The sequence below is a fragment of the Frigoribacterium sp. Leaf263 genome, from assembly GCF_001422285.1.
In the GTDB taxonomy this organism is placed as follows: Bacteria; Actinomycetota; Actinomycetes; order Actinomycetales; family Microbacteriaceae; genus Frigoribacterium.
This window is the reverse complement of record NZ_LMMO01000004.1, coordinates 104,003-122,235: the sequence shown is the minus strand read 5'-3', so window position 1 is coordinate 122,235 and position 18,233 is coordinate 104,003. Positions and strand designations below refer to the sequence as shown.

General features: G+C 73.5%; 21 protein-coding genes and 1 pseudogene. 13 read left to right on the top strand and 9 right to left on the bottom strand.

Annotated features, from left to right (window positions below):
* Positions 1-118: 118 nt before the first annotated feature.
* Positions 119-1,174 carry a zinc-dependent alcohol dehydrogenase gene (locus tag ASF17_RS09775; RefSeq protein ID WP_055798935.1) on the top strand — a complete coding sequence of 352 codons (1,056 nt, stop codon included), beginning with the start codon at positions 119-121 and terminating at the stop codon, positions 1,172-1,174.
* A 76-nt stretch (positions 1,175-1,250) separates the two neighbouring features.
* Here ASF17_RS09775 and ASF17_RS15755 read toward each other — a convergent pair whose 3' ends face one another.
* Positions 1,251-1,562 (bottom strand): Dabb family protein, encoded by a 312-nt coding sequence (locus ASF17_RS15755; RefSeq protein WP_055798932.1) that lies wholly within the window; start codon positions 1,560-1,562, stop codon positions 1,251-1,253.
* A gap of 266 nt (positions 1,563-1,828) precedes the next feature.
* Between ASF17_RS15755 and ASF17_RS09765 the strand changes: the two genes are divergently transcribed.
* Complete coding sequence (locus ASF17_RS09765) at positions 1,829-2,425, top strand: DinB family protein (RefSeq protein ID WP_055798929.1); 597 nt, start codon at positions 1,829-1,831, stop codon at positions 2,423-2,425.
* Here the strand turns inward: ASF17_RS09765 and ASF17_RS09760 are convergent.
* Together ASF17_RS09760 and ASF17_RS09755 are read right to left on the bottom strand one after the other, a co-directional pair.
* The gene (locus tag ASF17_RS09760; RefSeq protein WP_055798926.1) at positions 2,422-2,802 is read right to left on the bottom strand and encodes a hypothetical protein; all 381 of its coding nucleotides are present in this window, start codon (positions 2,800-2,802) and stop codon (positions 2,422-2,424) included. The two genes, ASF17_RS09765 and ASF17_RS09760, sit on opposite strands and share 4 nt — an antisense overlap.
* 117 nt (positions 2,803-2,919) lie before the next feature.
* Complete coding sequence (locus tag ASF17_RS09755) at positions 2,920-3,945, bottom strand: S66 family peptidase (protein ID WP_055798925.1); 1,026 nt, start codon at positions 3,943-3,945, stop codon at positions 2,920-2,922.
* Between the two features lie 171 nt (positions 3,946-4,116).
* On the opposite strand from ASF17_RS09755, the gene ASF17_RS09750 reads away from it, so the two are divergent.
* From ASF17_RS09750 to ASF17_RS09740, 3 genes are all read left to right on the top strand, one after another.
* Positions 4,117-4,629 (top strand): SgcJ/EcaC family oxidoreductase, encoded by a 513-nt coding sequence (locus ASF17_RS09750; protein WP_082475252.1) that lies wholly within the window; start codon positions 4,117-4,119, stop codon positions 4,627-4,629.
* Positions 4,630-4,703: 74 nt separating this feature from the next.
* Complete coding sequence (locus tag ASF17_RS09745; protein ID WP_055798922.1) at positions 4,704-5,387, top strand: response regulator transcription factor; 684 nt, start codon at positions 4,704-4,706, stop codon at positions 5,385-5,387.
* Positions 5,377-6,996: a sensor histidine kinase gene (locus ASF17_RS09740; RefSeq protein ID WP_055798919.1), complete on the top strand. Its 1,620-nt coding sequence runs from the start codon at positions 5,377-5,379 to the stop codon at positions 6,994-6,996. The genes ASF17_RS09745 and ASF17_RS09740 overlap by 11 nt, the downstream gene beginning before the upstream one ends.
* Before the next feature lie 182 nt (positions 6,997-7,178).
* Here the strand turns inward: ASF17_RS09740 and ASF17_RS09735 are convergent, their stop codons facing one another.
* The 3 genes from ASF17_RS09735 to ASF17_RS09725 form a co-directional block, all read right to left on the bottom strand.
* On the bottom strand, positions 7,179-8,195 hold the full coding sequence (locus tag ASF17_RS09735; RefSeq protein ID WP_055798916.1) for a zinc-binding dehydrogenase: 1,017 nt from the start codon (positions 8,193-8,195) through the stop codon (positions 7,179-7,181).
* A gap of 41 nt (positions 8,196-8,236) precedes the next feature.
* A complete protein-coding gene (locus ASF17_RS09730) occupies positions 8,237-9,007 on the bottom strand; it encodes an SDR family oxidoreductase (RefSeq protein WP_055798913.1) in 771 nt (256 codons plus the stop codon).
* Between the two features lie 107 nt (positions 9,008-9,114).
* Entirely contained in the window at positions 9,115-10,506 is a 1,392-nt protein-coding gene (locus ASF17_RS09725; RefSeq protein ID WP_055798910.1) for a GntP family permease, read from the bottom strand.
* 186 nt (positions 10,507-10,692) lie between these two features.
* Between ASF17_RS09725 and ASF17_RS09720 the strand changes: the two genes are divergently transcribed.
* Positions 10,693-11,451 carry a FadR/GntR family transcriptional regulator gene (locus ASF17_RS09720; protein ID WP_055798907.1) on the top strand — a complete coding sequence of 253 codons (759 nt, stop codon included), beginning with the start codon at positions 10,693-10,695 and terminating at the stop codon, positions 11,449-11,451.
* A gap of 80 nt (positions 11,452-11,531) precedes the next feature.
* Here the strand turns inward: ASF17_RS09720 and ASF17_RS09715 are convergent, their stop codons facing one another.
* Complete coding sequence (locus ASF17_RS09715; protein ID WP_055798904.1) at positions 11,532-11,840, bottom strand: hypothetical protein; 309 nt, start codon at positions 11,838-11,840, stop codon at positions 11,532-11,534.
* A 231-nt stretch (positions 11,841-12,071) separates the two neighbouring features.
* Here ASF17_RS09715 and ASF17_RS09710 point away from each other — a divergent pair, with 231 nt between their 5' ends.
* Positions 12,072-12,242: an antitoxin gene (locus ASF17_RS09710; RefSeq protein WP_082475353.1), complete on the top strand. Its 171-nt coding sequence runs from the start codon at positions 12,072-12,074 to the stop codon at positions 12,240-12,242.
* Positions 12,243-12,328: 86 nt separating this feature from the next.
* Positions 12,329-13,276: a class A beta-lactamase gene (gene bla, locus ASF17_RS09705; protein ID WP_055798898.1), complete on the top strand. Its 948-nt coding sequence runs from the start codon at positions 12,329-12,331 to the stop codon at positions 13,274-13,276.
* Positions 13,277-13,324: 48 nt separating this feature from the next.
* On the opposite strand, the pseudogene ASF17_RS15990 reads toward bla, so the two are convergent.
* Positions 13,325-14,137: pseudogene (locus ASF17_RS15990) on the bottom strand (ATP-grasp fold amidoligase family protein); the annotation flags it as partial.
* Positions 14,138-14,431: 294 nt separating this feature from the next.
* Between ASF17_RS15990 and ASF17_RS15985 the strand changes: the two are divergent.
* Complete coding sequence (locus tag ASF17_RS15985) at positions 14,432-14,998, top strand: hypothetical protein (protein WP_156357380.1); 567 nt, start codon at positions 14,432-14,434, stop codon at positions 14,996-14,998.
* Here the strand turns inward: ASF17_RS15985 and ASF17_RS09695 are convergent.
* The gene (locus ASF17_RS09695) at positions 14,995-15,663 is read right to left on the bottom strand and encodes a GNAT family N-acetyltransferase (RefSeq protein WP_055798892.1); all 669 of its coding nucleotides are present in this window, start codon (positions 15,661-15,663) and stop codon (positions 14,995-14,997) included. The two genes, ASF17_RS15985 and ASF17_RS09695, sit on opposite strands and share 4 nt — an antisense overlap.
* Positions 15,664-15,798: 135 nt before the next feature.
* Between ASF17_RS09695 and ASF17_RS15555 the strand changes: the two genes are divergently transcribed.
* The 4 genes from ASF17_RS15555 (at position 15,799) to ASF17_RS09680 (ending at position 18,009) form a co-directional block, all read left to right on the top strand.
* Positions 15,799-15,972, top strand: a complete 174-nt coding sequence (locus tag ASF17_RS15555; RefSeq protein WP_156357379.1) for a hypothetical protein — start codon at positions 15,799-15,801, stop codon at positions 15,970-15,972.
* Positions 15,969-16,373 carry a hypothetical protein gene (locus tag ASF17_RS09690; RefSeq protein WP_055798890.1) on the top strand — a complete coding sequence of 135 codons (405 nt, stop codon included), beginning with the start codon at positions 15,969-15,971 and terminating at the stop codon, positions 16,371-16,373. The genes ASF17_RS15555 and ASF17_RS09690 overlap by 4 nt, the downstream gene beginning before the upstream one ends.
* The gene (locus ASF17_RS09685; RefSeq protein WP_055798887.1) at positions 16,370-17,539 is read left to right on the top strand and encodes a baeRF2 domain-containing protein; all 1,170 of its coding nucleotides are present in this window, start codon (positions 16,370-16,372) and stop codon (positions 17,537-17,539) included. Before ASF17_RS09690 ends, ASF17_RS09685 begins: the two co-directional genes overlap by 4 nt.
* Positions 17,540-17,745: 206 nt before the next feature.
* On the top strand, positions 17,746-18,009 hold the full coding sequence (locus tag ASF17_RS09680; RefSeq protein WP_235476520.1) for a hypothetical protein: 264 nt from the start codon (positions 17,746-17,748) through the stop codon (positions 18,007-18,009).
* Positions 18,010-18,233: the final 224 nt, after the last annotated feature.

Below are 18,233 nucleotides of genomic sequence, written 5' to 3'. Positions count from 1 at the left end.
CGCGAAGAGGGCGACGCTACCCGACGTGGCCCGCCCGGGGGCGGACCTCACCGGTCGGACCGACCCGCGCCTCCCGGGCTGCAGGGCGACAGGTGTCGCCTAGGGCTAGCGTGGGGGGATGACTGAGCTGCCGGCCCGCACCCGATTCGCCACCGTCGACGCCGAGCGATCGGTCGCGTTCGCCGAGGGGCCGCTCGAGGCTCCGGGCGCGGATCAGGTTGTGGTGCGCATCCGGTACACGGGCGTGTGCGCGACCGACACGCACGGGTGGGCGTCGGGCGGGCTGATCCCGGCCGCCGTGTTCGGCCACGAGTGGACCGGCACCGTCATCGCCGCGGGCACGGGTGTCACGACCGTCGCCGTGGGGGACCGCGTCGTTGCCAGCGTCGGACCGCCCTGCGGCTCGTGCGCCATGTGCCGCGCCGGGCATCCCGACCACTGCGACACCGCCTTCGCCGAGGCCAACGGCATCTCGGACGGCGCCCCCTCGCATGGCGCCTTCGCCGAGCACGTCACCGTCCATGAACGCCGCGTCCAGCGCGCGCTCGACGATCTCACCGACGAGCAGCTCGGGCTCGTCGAACCGACTGCGGTCACGTTCCACGCCGTCCGCCGCGCCGGTCAGCGCCTCGGCGACGTCGTCGTCGTGCAGGGGGCCGGACCGATCGGACTGCTCACCGCGCAGCACGCGCGCCACTCCGGCGCCGGCCACGTGGTGATCGTCGAGCCGATGGAGGCGCGGCGCGAGACCGCCCGCGAGCTCGGCTTCACCGACGTCCACGAGCCGGGCGCCGCGTTCGAGTCGCACGTGCTCGAGCTCACCGACGGCCTCGGCGCCGACGTGCTGTACGAGTGCACGGGGGCCGCACCGCTCCTCCAGCCGAGCGCCGAGCTGGTCCGCCGCGGAGGCACCCTCGCCCTGCTCGGCTACCCGATGACCACCTCGGAGGTCTCGTACGGCGATTGGCAGAGCCGCGAGCTCACCGTCGTCGGCAGCCTCGCGTACACGCACTCGGACTTCGTCGGAGCGATGCGGGCGCTCGCGGACGGGTCGGTGCAGGCCGAGCCGCTGATCACGGGGACGGTCGGGCTGGACGAGCTGCCGGCGCTGCTGGCGGAGCTGGACGGCGGGAAGACCCGGCATGCGAAGGTGCTGGTCGCGCCGAACGGTTGAGCCCGCCGCAACGCCGCATGGTCGCGCAGGCGCATCGGCGCATCGGCGCATCGGCGACTGCGGAGGGATGCGGGGCCTAGGCGGCGATGTCGAACACGACGACGCGCGCCGACGCGTCGCGCAGATACTCCGACACCGGCTGATGCGACGGGTGCGGCAGGTAGCCGTCGAGCGCGGCCCGATCGCGGAACCGCACGACGAGCATCCAGCCGAACCCGGCCTCGAGCTGCTCGCCGCTCAGGCTTTCGCCGCTCGACACGGACAGCACGCCGTCGATGCGGGTGAGGTGCTCGCGCGACAAGCGGGTCGCCTGATCGGCCACATCGGCCGGAGCCCCGTCGGCCCACTCGACCAGGACCACGTGCACCAGCTCGTCCGTCACGCTCATGCCCGCATCCTCACGTCGGCGACGCCGCCGACTGCGGCGTCCCGTCGATCCTGGCACGCGATGTGCGCCCCGACGCCAGGAAGTGGACACGACGCCGGGTTCGAAGCCGGCGTCGTGTCCATCTCCTCGCGCGGTGGCGGCCGGGGTGGCGCCAGCCCGCCACGGAATCGACATCCCGCCACGCGATCCGGTGGCGGGATGTCGAGTCGGTGGCGGCGTGGGCGCAGCCTCTGGCGCACAGGCCGCGACCGCGCCACTCTGGGCTCATGGACGAGAAAGAGACCCTCCAGCGCTACCTCTCGCGACAGCGCGCCGACCTGCTCGCGAAGCTCGACGGCCTCGGCGAGTACGACATCCGCCGGCCTCTCGTGCCGAGCGGCACGAACCTGCTCGGGCTCGTCAAGCACGTCGCCAGCGTGCAGCTCGGCTATCTCGGCGAGGTGATGGGCCGCCCCGCCGACCGCGACGTCCCCTGGCTGTCCGACACGAGCGAGCCCGAGGCCGACCTGTGGGCCACGGCCGACGAGACGAGGGAGGCGGTGGTCGAGTTCGCCCGCTACTCCGCCGCCCACGCGGACGCGACCGTCGCCACGCTCGACCTCGACGCCCCGGGCTTCGTGCCGTGGTGGGGGGCCGGGCGGCAGGAGGTCACGCTGCATCAGATCCTCGTCCACCTCTGCGTCGAGACGGCCCGTCACGCCGGGCACGCCGACCTGGTCGGCGAGCTGATCGACGGGCGCCTCGGCAACGGCCCGGGCGACCTCAACGTGCCCGACCGCGACGACACGGGGTGGCGGGCGCACCACGACCGCGTCGAGGCGGCGGCGCTCGCGGCGGGTGGAGGTGCGGGTGCGGTCGGCTAGGAGAACAGCAGGCGGGGCGCCTCCAGCACCATCCATCCCACGACGATGCCGCCCGGTGGCAGGATGACGAGCCCGCTGATGACGCCGACGATCCGTCCCGAACGGCCGCCGTACTCGCCCGCGGCGAGGCTGACGGCGACGGTGCTCGCGACGCCGAGCAGCAGGACGATCCAGACGCTGACGAACGCCGTCGCGGCGAACGTGAAGGCCATCTCGGCGACCACGGTCGCGATCGCGCAGAGCGGCGCCGCGACGGTCAGGACGCGTCCGATCGGCGTCGCCGGTCTCCGCGCCGACAGCGGCACCCGGTGGGGCAGGCGTGCGACCTCGCGCTCGGCACGGCCGAGTTCATCGTTCTCGAACGGATCGACGCTCACGGGGCGACTCTAGATGGTCGGTCGCCCGACGGCGGCTCGGCCAGTGCGCCAGGAGATGGACACGACGCCGGGCTTGAACGTGGCGTCGGGTCCATCTTCTGGCGTCGGGGCGGTGACTCAGGCGACGAGGTGCTGCGTGATGGTGCCGGCGTCGCCGGTCAGCGTGACCTCGGCCAGGGCGCCGTTCACGAGCGGCAGCTGCGGCGGCTGGTGCCCGGCGTCGAAGTCGAGCACGACGGGCAGGCCCAGGTCGCCCAGCGCGCGCTCGACGGCGTCGTGTTGTTCGAGGCCGCCCGCCGAGGGGCCGCCGGTCCGCCCGATCAGCACGCCGTTCGCCGCGTCGAACCAGCCCGCCAGCCGCAGCGAGCGGAGCATCCGCGCGACGGAGATCGCGTCCGACTCGGCCGCCTCGAGATAGACGATCGTGCCCTCGGGCGCATGCCGCCGGGCGAAACCGGGAACATCGCCGTAGGGGGTCCCGGCCAGCAGCGAGACCGTCTCGAGACACCCGCCGATGAGGCGACCGCGCATCGCGACGTCGGGTGCGCCGTCGAGGGCGCGCCACCGGGTCGGCGCCTCGTAGGCCCGCTCGCGGTCGAGGGGTTCGTCGGCCCACTCGCCCCACGGGCGGTCGCGACGGTTCGGGGCGCTCCGCTGCTCGAACGAGCCGCCGATCGGCAGACTCGCGACGTCGCTCCACCGTCGGAACTCGCGGGGCAGCTGCCAGGGCTCGTCCATGAGGTTCGCGCCGTGCAGGGTGGCCAGCCCCGTCATCGTCGTCAGCGGCAGCAGCAGGGTCGAGATGTCGGACCACCCGACGAACCAGGCCCGCGTCTCGGCCAGGGCCTGCCAGTCGAGCGCGTCGAGCAGCTCGATCGCCAGCTCGCCGCCCCAGGGCGGCAGCACGGCGTCGCCGGTACGGAACGCGTCGGCGAGATCGCGCGCCCGCTCGGCGGCGTCGGCCGGGACGAGCCCGCCGCGGGTCGCGTGTTCACGGACGCGCACGTCGAACCCTCGCCCGGTCAACGAGGCGACGGAGGCGCGCAGCCGGTCGTGCAGCTCGGCCGGGACTCCCATGGACGGAGCGGGCACCTCGACGCGCGCCCCGGCCCGCAGCGGTGTCGGATACGTGATGCCGGTCATCCGCCGACGCTAGCGCAGCGACTCGGGCGGGATCGCCTCGATCGACCCCGACGACACGATCCTGTCGCGGTGCTGACGTTCTCCTGACGGGGCGCTGACGGGCGTCTCGAGAAGCTGAGTTCACCGCATCCACCGGCCGGCAACACCGGCCCCCAGCGAAAGAAGCCGCACATGACTCGCCGCCGCCGCATCGCCATCCCCGCCATCGCCGTCTCCGCCGTCGCCGTGCTCGGCGTGACCGGCTACACCGCCGCGACCGCCGCCTCGCCCGACACCGCGCCCGAGGCCCCGTCATCGGCGGCGGCCCCCACCGACGCCGAGGTCATGGCCCTGTTCGACGAGTGGAACGCGTCGCTCGCGACCGGCGACCCGGAGAAGGTCAACGACCACTACGCGGACGACGCCGTGCTCCTGCCGACGGTGTCGCCCGGCATCCACGACACCGAAGAGGAGCGCCTCGGCTACTTCGAGGGATTCCTGCAGAACGAGCCCTCGGGTGAGATCACCGAGAGCGTCGTCCGCGACCTGGGCGACGGGACCGTCTCGCACTCCGGGCTCTACACGTTCACCATGGGGGCGAGCGGCGACGTCGTGCCCGCCCGGTTCACCTTCGTCTACGAGCAGAGCGACGGCGAGTGGCAGATCGTCGAGCACCACTCGTCGAAGGAGCCCGTCGAGGGCTAGTCGACGGTGACCGCCGACCGGGACGGCGACCGCTCCGTCCGCCCTCCGTCCAGCCGAGAGTGAGATCGTCTCCTGTGCTCGTTCTGCTCGTGGAAGACGATCCGGCCATCGCCGCCTCCCTCCGAGAGGGCCTCGCCCGCTTCGGCTACGAGGTGGACTGGGTGACGACGGGACGCGAGGCGCTCGCCGCCGAACCCCCCGACATCGTCCTGCTCGACCTCGGGCTGCCCGACATGGACGGCCTCGACGTGTGCCGACGGCTCCGCACCCGGTCGACCGTGCCGATCATCGTCGTCACGGCCCGGGGCGACGAGGTCGACACGGTCGCGGGGCTCGAGGTCGGTGCCGACGACTACGTCGCCAAGCCGTTCGGCGTGCGCGAGATCGTCGCCCGGATCCGTGCCGTGACCCGACGTCACGGCATCGACGGGACGGGCGAGACGACCGAGCCCGCTCCTCCTCCCCTTCGGATCGGCGCCGTGTCGGTCGACGTCCCGGCCCGTCGGGTCGTGCGCCACGACGACGAGGTCGCACTCGCTCCCAAGGAGTTCGATCTGCTCGTCGCGCTGACCCGTCGCGTCGGGTCGGTCGTTACCCGCGAGGCGCTGATCGACGAGGTGTGGGACACCCACTGGTTCGGATCGACCCGCACCCTCGACGTGCACGTCTCGGCGCTCCGGCAGAAGCTCGGCCCCGAGATCGTCATCACGACGGTCCGCGGGGTGGGCTTCCGAGTGGAGCACGGCGATGCGTCGTAGGCTCATCGCCTCGTACCTGGTGATCGTCGGTCTGGCTCTCGTCGCCTTCACCGTGCCCGTCGGCATCCAGCTCGGCGATCTGCTCCGCGGCGGTCAGCGCGAGGTCGCCCTGCGCGAGGCACGCACCATCGCCGTGCTCCTCACGACGGCGACCGAGGCCGACGAGGCGACCGCCCGCGGCTCGCGGCTGGCGCTGATCCAGCTGCGGGACGAGGTCGAGGAGCAGACCGACGGACGCGTCGAGCTGATCGGCGTCGACCGCCGCCCCGCCCTCGGTCGCCCCGTCGTCAGTGCGGCGGACGACGACTTCGACGCCGCCCTGGCGGGCCAGGAGCGGGTGCGGTCGCTCGACGACTCCGTGCTCGGGGAACGCGGACTGCAGGTGACCGTCCCGGCGACGACCGACGACGGGCGGGTGGACGGCGCCGTCCGGGTGACGGTGCCGTCCGCCCCGGTTGATGCGCAGGTGCAGGGCATCTGGCTGTTCCGGCTCGCAGCCGGATCGATCGTGCTCGTGCTGTCGGTCATCGCCAGCGCGGTCGTCGCGACCTCGCTGCTGCGACCGCTCCGGCTGCTCGACGCCATGGCCGACCGCATCTCCCGAGGAGACCTCACCGCCCGAGCGGACCTCGACGCGATGGGCCCGCCCGAGATGCGGAGACTGGCCGGCACCCTGAACGACGGCACGCGGCGCATCGAGGTGCTGCTCGCCGCGCAGCGAGCCTTCACGGCAGATGCCTCGCACCAGCTGCGGACGCCGCTCACCGCCCTGCGCCTCGGTCTCGAGAACCTGCACGACCGCCTCGACGACCCCGACTACAAGGCGGCGGTCGACCGGGCCCTGCGCGAGTCGGGGCGGCTCAGTCGACTGGTCTCCGACCTGCTCGTGCTCGCGCGGAGTCAGGCGTCGTCGGCGACGCCTGTGCCGATCGACGTCGGTGCGGTGCTCACGGACCGGGCCCGGTTCTGGTCGCCGGCCGCTGAGGACGTCGAGGCTCGGATCGTGGTCGAGCTCGTGCCCGCCGGTCCGGTGCCGACCGGTGTCGGCGTGCGACGGCCACCTGACGCGGGTTCTGCCGGAACTCGGTCTGCTGCCGGCGCGGGGGCTGGCGGATCGGCGGGGTCCGTCGGCGCACGATCTGCTGGCGCACGATCCGCGGGCGAGGCGGCGAAGTCCTCCGGGTCCGGCCCAGGGCGGCCGTCAGCGGTCGGCGCATCCGCGACGATCGCGACGACAGGGTCGCGGGCGCTCGGCGCTCTCGCGACCCGGGGTCACCTCGAGCAGGCGCTCGACAACCTCATCGACAACGCGCTTCGGGTGACTCCGGCCGGGGCGGCGGTGACGCTGCGCGGGTCGTCGGTGCCGAGCGGCGTGCTCGTCGAAGTGGTCGACCGTGGTCCGGGCATGTCGCCCGACGACCGCTCCCGAGCCTTCGACCGCTTCTGGAGCACGACGCCCGGCGGCTCCGGTCTCGGGCTCGCCATCGCCCGCGAGCTCGTCGAGCACGATCACGGGTCGGTCGAGCTGGTCGAGACACCCGGCGGCGGGCTGACGGCGCGTCTGCTGCTGACGCCCGTCATGTCCGGAGTCGGATACCCGCTCCGCTGACGAGGGCGGCGGGGTGCGCCCACCCGGCCGGGCGCAGGATCATCCCGCCACGGAGTCGACGACCCGCCACACGATCCGGTGGCGGGGTGTCGAGCTCGTGGCGGGATGAGGAGGCGCGGCGTGGTGGCGGCGGCACGCAGGGCGGGGCAGCGCAGGGCAGCGCACGCGAAGCGCCGCCGGGCTCAGGCGGTGGGCCAGGCGGCCAGCAGCACCTTGCCGCTCACCGCGGAGTCCTTCGCGACCTCGAACGCGTGCTCGGCGGCATCGGTGCCGATCACGTGCGTCACGACCGCCTCGAGCGACGGCGTCGACGCCAGGATCCGCACGGCCTCGTCGATCTCGTCGACGAAGCGGAACACACCGAGCACCGACAGCTCCTTCGAGATGGCGGGCGCGAGGTTCACCGGGCGCTCCTCGTTCGGCATCATGCCGACCTGCGCCACCGTGCCCTGGCGGCGCGCGGCGACGAACGCCGCACTGACCGCCTTCGCCGCACCCGAGCACTCGAGCACCACGTCGAACGAATCGGCCGGCACCTCGTCGACCCCGAGCCGCAGCGCCTCGTCGGCACCGATCGCCAGCGCACGGCTCAGCGGCCCCGGCAGCAGGTCGACCACCGTCACGCTCGCCGCGCCGCGCGCCCGCGCCGCGGCCGCCGCCAGCAGGCCGATCGGGCCCGCACCCGAGACGAGCACCCGCGCGCCCGTCACATCGCCGACGCGGGTCAGAGCGTGCAGACCGACGGCCAGCGGCTCGGCCAACGCCGCCCGCTCGAGCGGCAGACCGTCGGGCAGCACGCGGATCATGCCGGCGTCGACGACCAGGTACTCGCTCAGCGCCCCCTGCGTGTGCGGGTGCGTCGACGCGCTGCCGAGATACGACCCCCCGCGCCGCAGGTGCGGGGCGTTCTCGAGACCGGGCTCATCGGCGCCGAAGCGCGCCGGGTGCACGGTCACCGGCGTGCCCGGCGCGAGACGCCCGCTCGGGTCGACGTCGACCCGGCCCGCGAGCTCGTGGCCCGGCGCCAGGGGCTCCTCGACGACGAACGCCCCGTTCGCCCCCTCGAAGAAGTAGTGCAGGTCGGAGCCGCAGATGCCGACGTAGTCCACCCGGATCCGCACCTCCCCCTCGGTGGGTTCGGGAGTCGGCACCTCGCGCTCGGTGAGGACGTGGGCGGAGTCGATCTGGATGGTCTTCATGCTGGTTCTCTCTCGGATCTGCGGGGGATGAGGCTCGGTCGTCAGACGACGCTCGTCATGCCGCCGTCGACGAAGATGTTCTGCCCCGACACGAAGTCGCTCGCGGCCGAGGCGAGGTAGACGAGCGTGCCGTGCAGCTCCTCGATGCGGCCCCAGCGCTGCGCCGGGGTCCGCTGCTTCAGCCACGTGTCGAACGTCTCGTCCTGCCAGAGCGCCGTGTTCATCTCGGTCGCGAAGTACCCGGGCGAGAGCGTGTTCACCTGCACGTTGTGCCGTGCGAGGTCGGCCGCCATGCCGCGGCTCAGCTGCGCGACGCCGCCCTTGCTCGCCGAGTACGGCGCGATGGTCTGGCGGGCGAGCATCGACTGGACGCTCGCGATGTTGATGATCTTGCCCGACCCGCGCTCGACCATGCCGGGCGCCACGAAGCGCGACACGTAGAAGACGCTCGACAGGTTCGTCGAGACGACGGCGTCCCAGTCCTCCACCGAGAACTCGGTGAACGGAGCGCGCTTCTGCACGCCGGCGTTGTTGACGAGGATGTCGGGGACCCCGTGCTCTGCGACGAGGCCGGCCAGCGCCTCCTCGACGGCCTTCGCGTCGGTGACGTCGAACAGAGCCGCCGCCGGCCGGGTGCCCGTCGACTGCTCGATGGCGTCCTGCGTCGTGGTGACGGTCGACGCGTCGCGACCGTGCACGACCACACGGGCGCCCGACTCGGCGAGGGCGATGGCGAGCGACCGCCCGAGTCCGCGGGACGAGCCGGTCACGAGCGCGAGCCGCCCGGTGAGGTCGAAGAGCGAGGATGACATGAGACTCCTTCGTGAGGGTGACGGCTGACGCCGCGAGGAGGCGCGGGCCGGACAGGAGGCGCGGGCCGGGTCGACCGAGCGCGCCCGGTCGACCCGACGGGCGCGGATCAGAGCAGCGAGCCGACCGCGAACACGAGCAGCGCGGCGGCGAAGCCGAGCACGGACTCGATGGCCTGCTGCAGGGTCCAGACGCGCAGGGTGGTCTTGACGTCCATGCCCATCAGGCGGCCGACGAGCCAGAAGCCCGAGTCGTTGACGTGACCGGCGAAGACCGACCCGGCCGCGGTGGCGAGCACGACGGCGGCGAGCTGGACGGCGTTGAGGTCGGCGAGGGCGACGGCGGGCGCCACCAGGCCGGCGGCGGTGACCAGCGCGACGGTCGCCGAGCCCTGCGCCAGTCGCAGGATCGCGGCGATGACCCACGCGGCCACGATGACCGGCAGACCGAGGTCGCCGAGCACGTCGGCGAGGGCGTCGCCGATGCCGGAGGCGCGCAGCACGCCGCCGAACATGCCGCCGGCGCCGGTGATCAGCACGACCGAGCAGATCGGGCCGAGCGCGCTGTCGAGCACCTTCTCGAGGGCGCTGCCGGTGACGCCGCGGGCGCGGCCGAGCACGATCGCGGCGACGAGCACCGAGATGAGCAGCGCGATGCCGCTCGTGCCGATGAGGACGAGGGCCTGCACCCAGCCCGCCTCGGGGTCGACGATGCCGACGGAGCCGAGCGAGCTGAGGCCCGTGTTCAGCAGGATGAGCACGAGGGGCACGGCGAGCACGGCGATGACGGTGCTGGCCTTGGGCGGGTTGGCGGCCTGGACGTCGTCCTTCTCGCTGCCGAAGAGCGAGAGCACGGGCAGCGGGATGCGCTTGTTCACGGCCTTGGCCCACAGGTAGCCCGAGACGTACCAGACGGGGAACACGATCACGAGACCGGCGAGCAGCACGATGCCGAGGTTCGCGCCGAGCAGCTCCGTCGCCGAGACCGGACCGGGGTGCGGCGGCAGGAACACGTGCATGACCGAGAAGGCCGCGGCCGCGCTGATGCCGTAGAGCAGCATCGACTTGCCGCCCATGCGGCGGGCGACGGCGAACACGATCGGCAGCATGACGATGAGGCCCGCGTCGAAGAAGATCGGGAACCCCATGATCAGCGACGCGAGGCCGAGCGCGAACGGCGCCCGCTTCTCGCCGAAGACGTCGACCATGCGGTCGGCGAGCACCCGGGCGCCGCCCGACGAATCGACGAGGCGGCCGAGCATGGCACCGAGTCCGACGAGCAGGGCGACCGAGCCGAGGGTCGTGCCGAAGCTCGTGACGAGCAGATCGGCGATGGCGCCGGTGGGGATGCCGGTCACGATGGCGGTGAGCGCGGCCACGATGACCAGCGTGAGGAACGCGTGAAGCTTGAACTTGATGACGAGCAGCAGGATCAGCGCGATCGATCCGGCGGCTATGGCGAGCAGCGGGCCCGCGTCGAGTGTCTGTGTCCAGTCGTCCATTGAGGGGTTCTCCGTCGAATCCGGTGGTGCTGCGGGTTTGCCGATGGGTGATCCGTCGGGCACCTGATCGCCGACTCCATCGTGGTCCGGGTAGGTTGCCACCAAAAGTAGTACTTTTGCAACCCCGGGTAGGGTCGACCGATCTCGTGTCCGTTCGGACCCGAGGACCGAGGAGGCGCGCGACGGATGGTCTCGACGACGTCACCCTCCCCCCGGGAGGGCACCCACGCGCAGCTCGTGCAGACGCTCGGCCGCGCGATCGCGGCGGGAGAACCGCCTCCGGGGACGGTCCTGACCCTCGCCGGCCTGGAACGCGAGCACGGCGTCTCGAGGACGACGACGCGCGAGGTCGTCCGCGTGCTCGAGTCGCTCGCGATGGTCGAGTCGCGACGCCGGGTCGGCATCACGGTGCTTCCGCGGACGCGCTGGCGGGTGCTCGACCCGCAGCTGATCCGATGGACGCTGGCCGGACCCGCCCGTCGTCACCAGCTCGTCGAGCTGATGGAGCTGCGGGCCGCGCTCGAACCGGCCGCGGCGCGTCTCGCCGCCCAGAACGCGTCAGACGAGCAGCGCGCCGGACTCGTCGCCCACGCGACCGAGCTCGACCGCCTCGGTCGCGCCGGCCGCGGCGACACGGCCGAGTACCTCGCCGCCGACATCGACTTCCACACCCTGCTGCTCGTCGCGAGCGGCAATCTGCTCTACGCCGAGCTCGCGGCCCCGGTGCGCGAAATCCTGCAGGGGCGGCACGAGCTGGGGCTCACCCCCGCCGATCCGGCGCCCGGCACGCTCGACGCCCACGTCGGAGCCGCCCGGGCGATCGCCGCCGGCGACGGGGCGGGGGCCGAGCGGAACTCGGCGACGCACCTGTCGATCGTGAGCGGGGAGGTCGAGGTCGGCGGCGCGGGCGGCGCCGGCGGCGGAGCGGGCGGCGCCGGCGGGTAGAACGCCAGGAGATGGACACGACGCCGGCTTCGACTGCGGCGTCGTGTCCATCTCCTGGCGTCTCGACGCGCGCGCCGGTCTCAGTCGTCGAAGAGGTGCCAGCCGCGGGCGAACCCGGTGACGGACTGCGAGTCGAGATCACGGCGGACGGCCACGAGCAGTCGGTCGGCCTCCTCGAGGGTGCCGGCCTCGGTGCGGAGGACCTCTCGGCCGGTGTCGCGGCGGCTGACGACGAGGTCCACGCCCGCCGAGGCGGCGGCGCCGTCGGAGGCGAGCGCTCCGCCGAGGAGTCCGGCGACCAGCCGACCCGCACGCACCAGGCGCGACTCGTCCCGCCGATCGAGTCGCGCCTCGAGCACGTCGGCTGCGCGCGTGGGGTCGTCGCTCATGCGCAGAACCATACCGATCTGTTCTGCATCGGAGGAGATCCCGGGCGGGCGCACCGTTCCTCACCAGCTGCGCCGCGCCTCCTCGTCCGCGGGCGCCCCGACGGCTCCGATCCGGCACCGGTGCACCCGCCGGACGCAACCCCGCAGGCGAGATCGGGCGAAGTCGCCGCGGGAGGCGTCGACTGGGTGGCGATCCGCACAGCGCGGGTCGATCGACGAAAGGACCGCATCATGGGACTCCTGGACGACGCGAAGAACGCCGCGAACAGCGACAATGGCGAGAAGGCCACCGACGCCGGCATCGACAAGGCCGAGCAGGCCGCCTCCGACAAGACCGGTGGCCAGCACGACGACAAGATCGAGCAGGCCGGCAACGCCGCCGACGGCAGGATCGGCAGCTGACGATCCTCTGACGGCCGGTCGGTCGAGCCCCCCGCTCGCCGGCCGGCCCGTCATGCGCCTGCCGCCCGGTGCAGCACGATGGGGGCATGAGACCTCGCACCACGCGGTCAGCCGCCCTCGCCGTCGCCACGCTCACGCTCCTCGGGCTGACCGGCTGCGGATCGGCGGGTGGCGGTGCGGAGCCGACCCGCGCCTCCTCGGCTCCGTCGGCGACCGCGACCGCGGGGGAGACGCCCGCCGCGCCCGCAGCCGACGCCTCGGCCGAGCTGACCGCCCTCGAGGCCGAGTTCGACGCCCGCGTGGGCGTGAGCGCCCTCGACACCGGCTCGGGCGCGACCCTGGTGCACCGGCAGGAGGAGCGGTTCGGCTACGCCTCGACCATCAAGGTCTTCGCGGCGGCCGCGTTCCTCCACGACGTGCCGGTCGACCAGCGCGACGAGGTCGTCACCTGGACGGCCGCCGACGTCGCAGCCGTCGGTTACACCCCTGTGACCAGCCAGTATGTCGATGGGGGCATGAGCCTCGTTGCGCTCGCCGAGGCGGCCGTGCGCACCAGCGACAACCTGGCGCTCAACCTCGTGCTCGACCGCATCGGAGGGCCCGCCGGCCTCGACCACGCACTCGAGCAGCTGGGGGACACGACCACGGAGGTCGTCGCCGACGAGCCCGCGCTCAACACGATCGAGCCGGGCAGCACCGACGACACGACCACCGCAGCCGCCTTCACGGCCGACCTCGCCGCGCTCGCGACCGGCGACCACCTCGCCGCCGCCGACCGCGCGACGCTGCTCGACTGGATGAGCGGGAACGCCACCGGCGATGCGCTCATCCGCGCCGGAGCCCCCGACGGCTGGACGGTCGCCGACAAGTCAGGAGGTGCGGGAGGCATGCGCAACGACGTCGCCGTCGTCACGCCGCCGGGCCGCGACCCGCTCGTGGTGACGATCCTCACCGAGCGGAACGACCCCGACGCCGCCTACGACGACGTGCTCGTCGCCCGGGTGGCGTCGGTGGTGCTGGCCGAGCTGGGCTAGGTCGCGCTCCCGGTACCGATGCGGCACCGTCCAGTGCGATCCGAACTCGGCGTCGAAGCGGATCGGCTCGAACGGGCTGTGACCGCCGGCGGGATAGCTCGTGAGCTCGCCGAAGACGATGCGCTCGGGCAGCAGATAGAGATCGACCCGCACGAAGTCCGTGCCCGCGCCGAGCCGCTCGGCGATCTCGATCATCCGCCCGAGACGATCGGGCGCCTCGCGGGGCGGATCGGCCCAGGCGGGGCCGCCGCTGAGGGGCAGGTGGTTCCACTCGGGGTCGTGGAAGTCCTGCGTGCGGGTGTCGAACCGACCCGAGTCGAGCTGGATGCACCGCACGCGCCCGTGGAAGACGAAGAACTTGTAGTCGTCGGGGATCCCGCCGCCCGGCCCGGACAGAGCCTCCTCGACGATCACCCGCGGAGTGACGCGGCTGTAGGCCCACTCCTCGTTCGGGCCGCGGCCGTAGAGCTTCGTCATCCAGTCGGCGGCGATCGCGCGCAGGGCTGCGCGGTCCGCCGCCTCGGGGCGTACGTGCGCGTAGACCCACCCCCACTCGGCTCTCGGCAGCACGGCGTCGGCCGGAGCATCGGGCGAGACGACGATCGCGGCGCCGCTGCCGTGCGTCGGCTTCACGACGAACGACTCGGGCAGGTCGAGATCGAGCAGCGCGGCGGGGTCGTCGACGATCGCGTAGGCCTGGGGCAGCAGATCGGCCAAGCCCTGCTCGGCGACGTGGTCGCGCACGCCCGCCTTGTCGGCGAACGTCACCACCAGCGGCCGGTGGTCGCGCAGCATCTTGTAGCGGACCTTCTCGGTGAACGTCGTCGGTCGGCGGGTGGCCCAGAGCCTCGACGCCCTCACGAGCAGCGACCGGCCGCGCCATCTCGGGCGGGCGCGCCTGATCGTCACCGCAGGCCGCCCGTCGGAACAGAAGTGAGCATTGAACCAGTCTGACGGGTGTCGTGGCGGAGCCAGTCGGACACGGCGGAGGGGCAGGAGGCGCGGCCCGGTCTCGGCGCGGAGGCGCCCGCCGGGCACAGCGACCGGGGAGGAGCCCGGCCCGTGCGCCGAGCGGCCAGTGCGGGTCGCCGACCGGACGAGAGGAGGAGCATGGCCGGACCCGGGATGCCACCGGAGGTCAGCGAGGAGAACCACATGAGCAACGGCAACGGCAACGGCAACGGCAATGGCGACTTCTTCGCGCGAGCGGCCCGGAGGGCCCACGAGCTCATCGACTCGACCGACGCGATCCCAGCGCAGGCCCGCGGCGCGATGCACGATCTCGCCGGGCGGGCCGAGACGGTCGCCCGCGACGGGGCCGGGCGCGCGGAGTCCAGCGCCCGCGAGGCTGCCGGGCGTGCCGGCGCGAGCGCCCGCGAGGCCGCGGGGCGTGCGGAGTCGAGCGCGCGCGAGGCTGGCGCGCGTGCGGAGTCGAGCGCCCGCGAGGCCGGGGCGCGGGCGGAGTCGAGCGCCCGCGCGACGGCGGGTGGTTTCGCCGAGCGCGCCGAGACCACCGTGAACGACCTCGTCGACCGTGCTGAGAAGGCCGTCCGCGACGTCACCGAGGCCGGTCGTGGCCTGGCCGAGAGCGCCGCGGTCGTCGCCCTCGAGACCGCCGACCGTGCCCATCTGAACTACCGGCGTCGCACCCGCATCACGTACGCCGTCGTCGGGGTCGTCATCACCGTGCTCGCCGTGGCCCTGGCTCGAAGCCGCCGCTAGCCTCCGGCGGTCCGCCGGCCGCGGTAGGTCACCAGGGGAGCGACCTCCCGCCACCCGAGGCCGTCGTGGAGCCGACGTCCGTCGACGCTGGCGAAGAGCAGGCCGATCGTCGCGCCTCCTGCGATGGCCCGGTTCTCGAGACCCGCCATGACGAGTCGGCCGAGGCCACGTCGACGGAACTCGGGCTCGGTCGAGATGCGGTCGATGACGGCATGGCGACCGACGACGACGGCCTGCCCCCGAGCCGCGACCCGGCCGTCGATCTCGACCCGAGCGTGTGCGACGCGTCTGTCCATCTCGAGGATCACCTCTTCAGAGGTGGGTCGCCGGCTCAGGGTCGTCGTCATCATGCGCTCGGCGTGCGTGACGGGCTCGAGGGGTTTCAGGGTGTCCAGCAGGCCGTCGTCGAGCTCCCCGACGATGGACAGCCAGGTCGCCGGGTCGCTCGTCGCCGCGACCAGTCGACGCAGCTCGGCCACGCTCGGGTCGGCGACGACCCGTTCGCGCAGACGCGTCGCCGCCGCGACCTCGACGAGCCACGCGCCGTTCGACCCCGCACTCGAGCCCGCACCCGACCCCTCGCGCGAGGCCTGTGCAGACCGTGAGATCGACCATCCCTCCACCCACCGGTCGACCAGGTCGCGCAGCTCGTCCGTGTCGCTCATGCGCCCAGGCTACGACCGGCGCTCGTCGACCGAGCCGCGCCTCCTTCGACTTGCTGACGATGTCTCAATACCTCGCGCCTCCCCGGCTTGGCAACCCCCGACGTCGTCCGGCCGCGACGGCCTAGAACGGGGGGCATGCCGATCCCCACACGCGGCTTCGCCCGCATCGTCGCTTACGTCCTCCTGATCTCCGTCGCGAGCAGGGCCTCCACGATGAGGCGCCACGTCGGAGCCGAGCACCGACACGGGGCCGCGGCCGCCGTGCCCGGCGCCCATCCGACCGCCGCGACGACGGAGGCGGCCGCATGATCGAGCGAGGCAGCACGAAGCACGATCCCGAGCAGGACGAGCAGCTGCGGCACGAGGCCCAGGGCATCGTGCAGGGCCAGGGAGGCGCCGGTCACGTCGACGAGGCGCGCCAGACCGAGCCGCTGCCCGACGACACCGACTCGGCGGAGGTGCTCCAGGCCTCCGGGATGGACGGCGCCCTCGTCGACGACACGACCGACAGCACCCCCGAGGCGTCCGTCGCCGACACCGAGGGCGACGAGAGCACGCTCAGCGAGACCGCCGCCGGGCTCACCGCCGACCCCGTCGTGCTGACGACCGAGACCCCGAGCGACGTCTCGCCCGAGCGGGGCGAGCCCGACGGCTCGGACCCCGGAGCGCCCGGCCAGCCCGTCACCGACGTCGCCGAGGAGCAGCGATGACCGACACCGGGATGCGCGATGCCGTCGCCCCCGTCCTCCGGGGGGGCCGACCCTCGACGTGGGCGTACCGCGACGTGTCCGCCGACCGCGACGACCCCCGGGGCTGGGCCGAGAGCACCGCCACCGCCACCATCGACGAGCTCGTCGCCCGTGGCGCCCCGGAGGCGGACGCCGAGGCGATCGCCGACGAGCTGATCGAACCGCCCGGGGTCGCCGCCCCGGTCAGCCGGTACGTGCTCGTGCAGGACGGCGAGGTCGTCGTGAGCGAGGTGCTGCCCGGTCCGGCGAAGGCCTCCGACCGGATCGGCCACGGGCTCGTGCCCGATGTGCTGCCGCTGGTGGCCCACCGGCCCCTCGACCTGACGTTCCTCGTGGTCGAGGTGGGTCGCGACGGCGGCGGGTTCCGCGTGTACCGCTTCGGCCACGGCGAGGTGCAGAGCGAGCAGCAGCTGCAGGGACGCACCGACACCCTGCACAAGATCCGGGGCGGCGGATGGGCGCACAAGCGCATGCAGTCGCACACGGAGGAGCTCTGGCGGCAGAACGTCGGCGAGCTCGGCGCCGCCATCGACGCGACCGTGCGCCGAACGTCGGCCGGGCTCGTCGTGGTCGCGGGCGACATCCGCGCACGGCAGCTGCTCGAGCTCGAGCTGTCGGAGGAGACCAGGGCGATGCTCTCGGTCGTCCCCTCCGACACGCGGGCCCCCGACGCCGCGGACGACGCGCTCGTGTCGCAGGTCGAGGTGGCCCTCGCGCGCATCGTCGCCCAGCGCGTGCACGACTCGCTCGACCTGCTGCGCGCCCGCCTCGGTCGCGGCGACGGGACGGCCGTCGACCGGCTCGGCGAGGTCGTGACCGCGCTCGCCTCGGCTCAGGTCGACACCCTGCTGCTCGACCCCGACGCGTTCGACGACCGCACCCTGCTCGCGCTCGGCGACGTCCCCTGGGTCGCATCGGCGCCCGAGGGCGCGCTCGACGCCGAGGTGCTCGGCGAGCTGCCGGCCGCCTCCGCCCTCGCGAGGGCGGCCCTGCTCACCGACGCCCGCGTGGTGCTGGCGAGCGCCGGGTCGCTGCCCGGCGACGGGGGCATCGGGGCGCTGCTGCGCTGGCCCGTCGGGCCGCCGACGCCCGGTGGCGGGGGCGGGGGCGGGGGCGACGCCGGCTGAGACCCGTGGCGACGCCGGCTCAGCGGTGGCGTCGCGCCTTCCGGCTGGCGCCGCGTCTTCTGGCGCCGGGCCTCCTGCTCGCACCGCGACTCCTGATCGCACCGCACGCTCTGTTCCCGAGATGACGAGGAGATCCGATGACCGAGAAGTCCGACCTGCCCCTGCCCGACTAAGACCACCTGCCGCTCGGCACCCTCGAGACGCGGTTGCACTCCCTCGACGAGACCGGCGTGACGGCGCTGCTCGACCACGAGAGGGCGCACGGCGACCGGCTGCCGGTCGTGCAGCTGCTCGAGGCGCGGCTATCGCGCCTCCGCGCCGGCGCCCGGCCGAGCGACGGTCTGCCCGATGACGAGCCGTCGGTCGGGGCGGCGCCCGCGGGAGGCTCGCCGGTCGACCCGTCCACCAGCGGGCCGGCGATGAACCCGCCGTCGCAGGGCGACCCGACGAACCCCGCGCAGCCCCGCTGACCTGCGCCCGCTTGACGCGAACCGCGACGATGAACCCCGGTTGATCGGGTTCAGCGCGGCGTTCGCGTTCGCGGTTCGTGGTCGAGGAGGCGCGGGGCACGAGAGCAGGTGGGCTCCACGCGGCGCGGCGCGGCACGGCGAGGGTGGGCAGAAGCCGCCCTTCGGCGCCCTCCGAGGGGCGTCTTCGGACCGACGTCGCGTGCGCGGGGCGGGCCCGCGCCCAC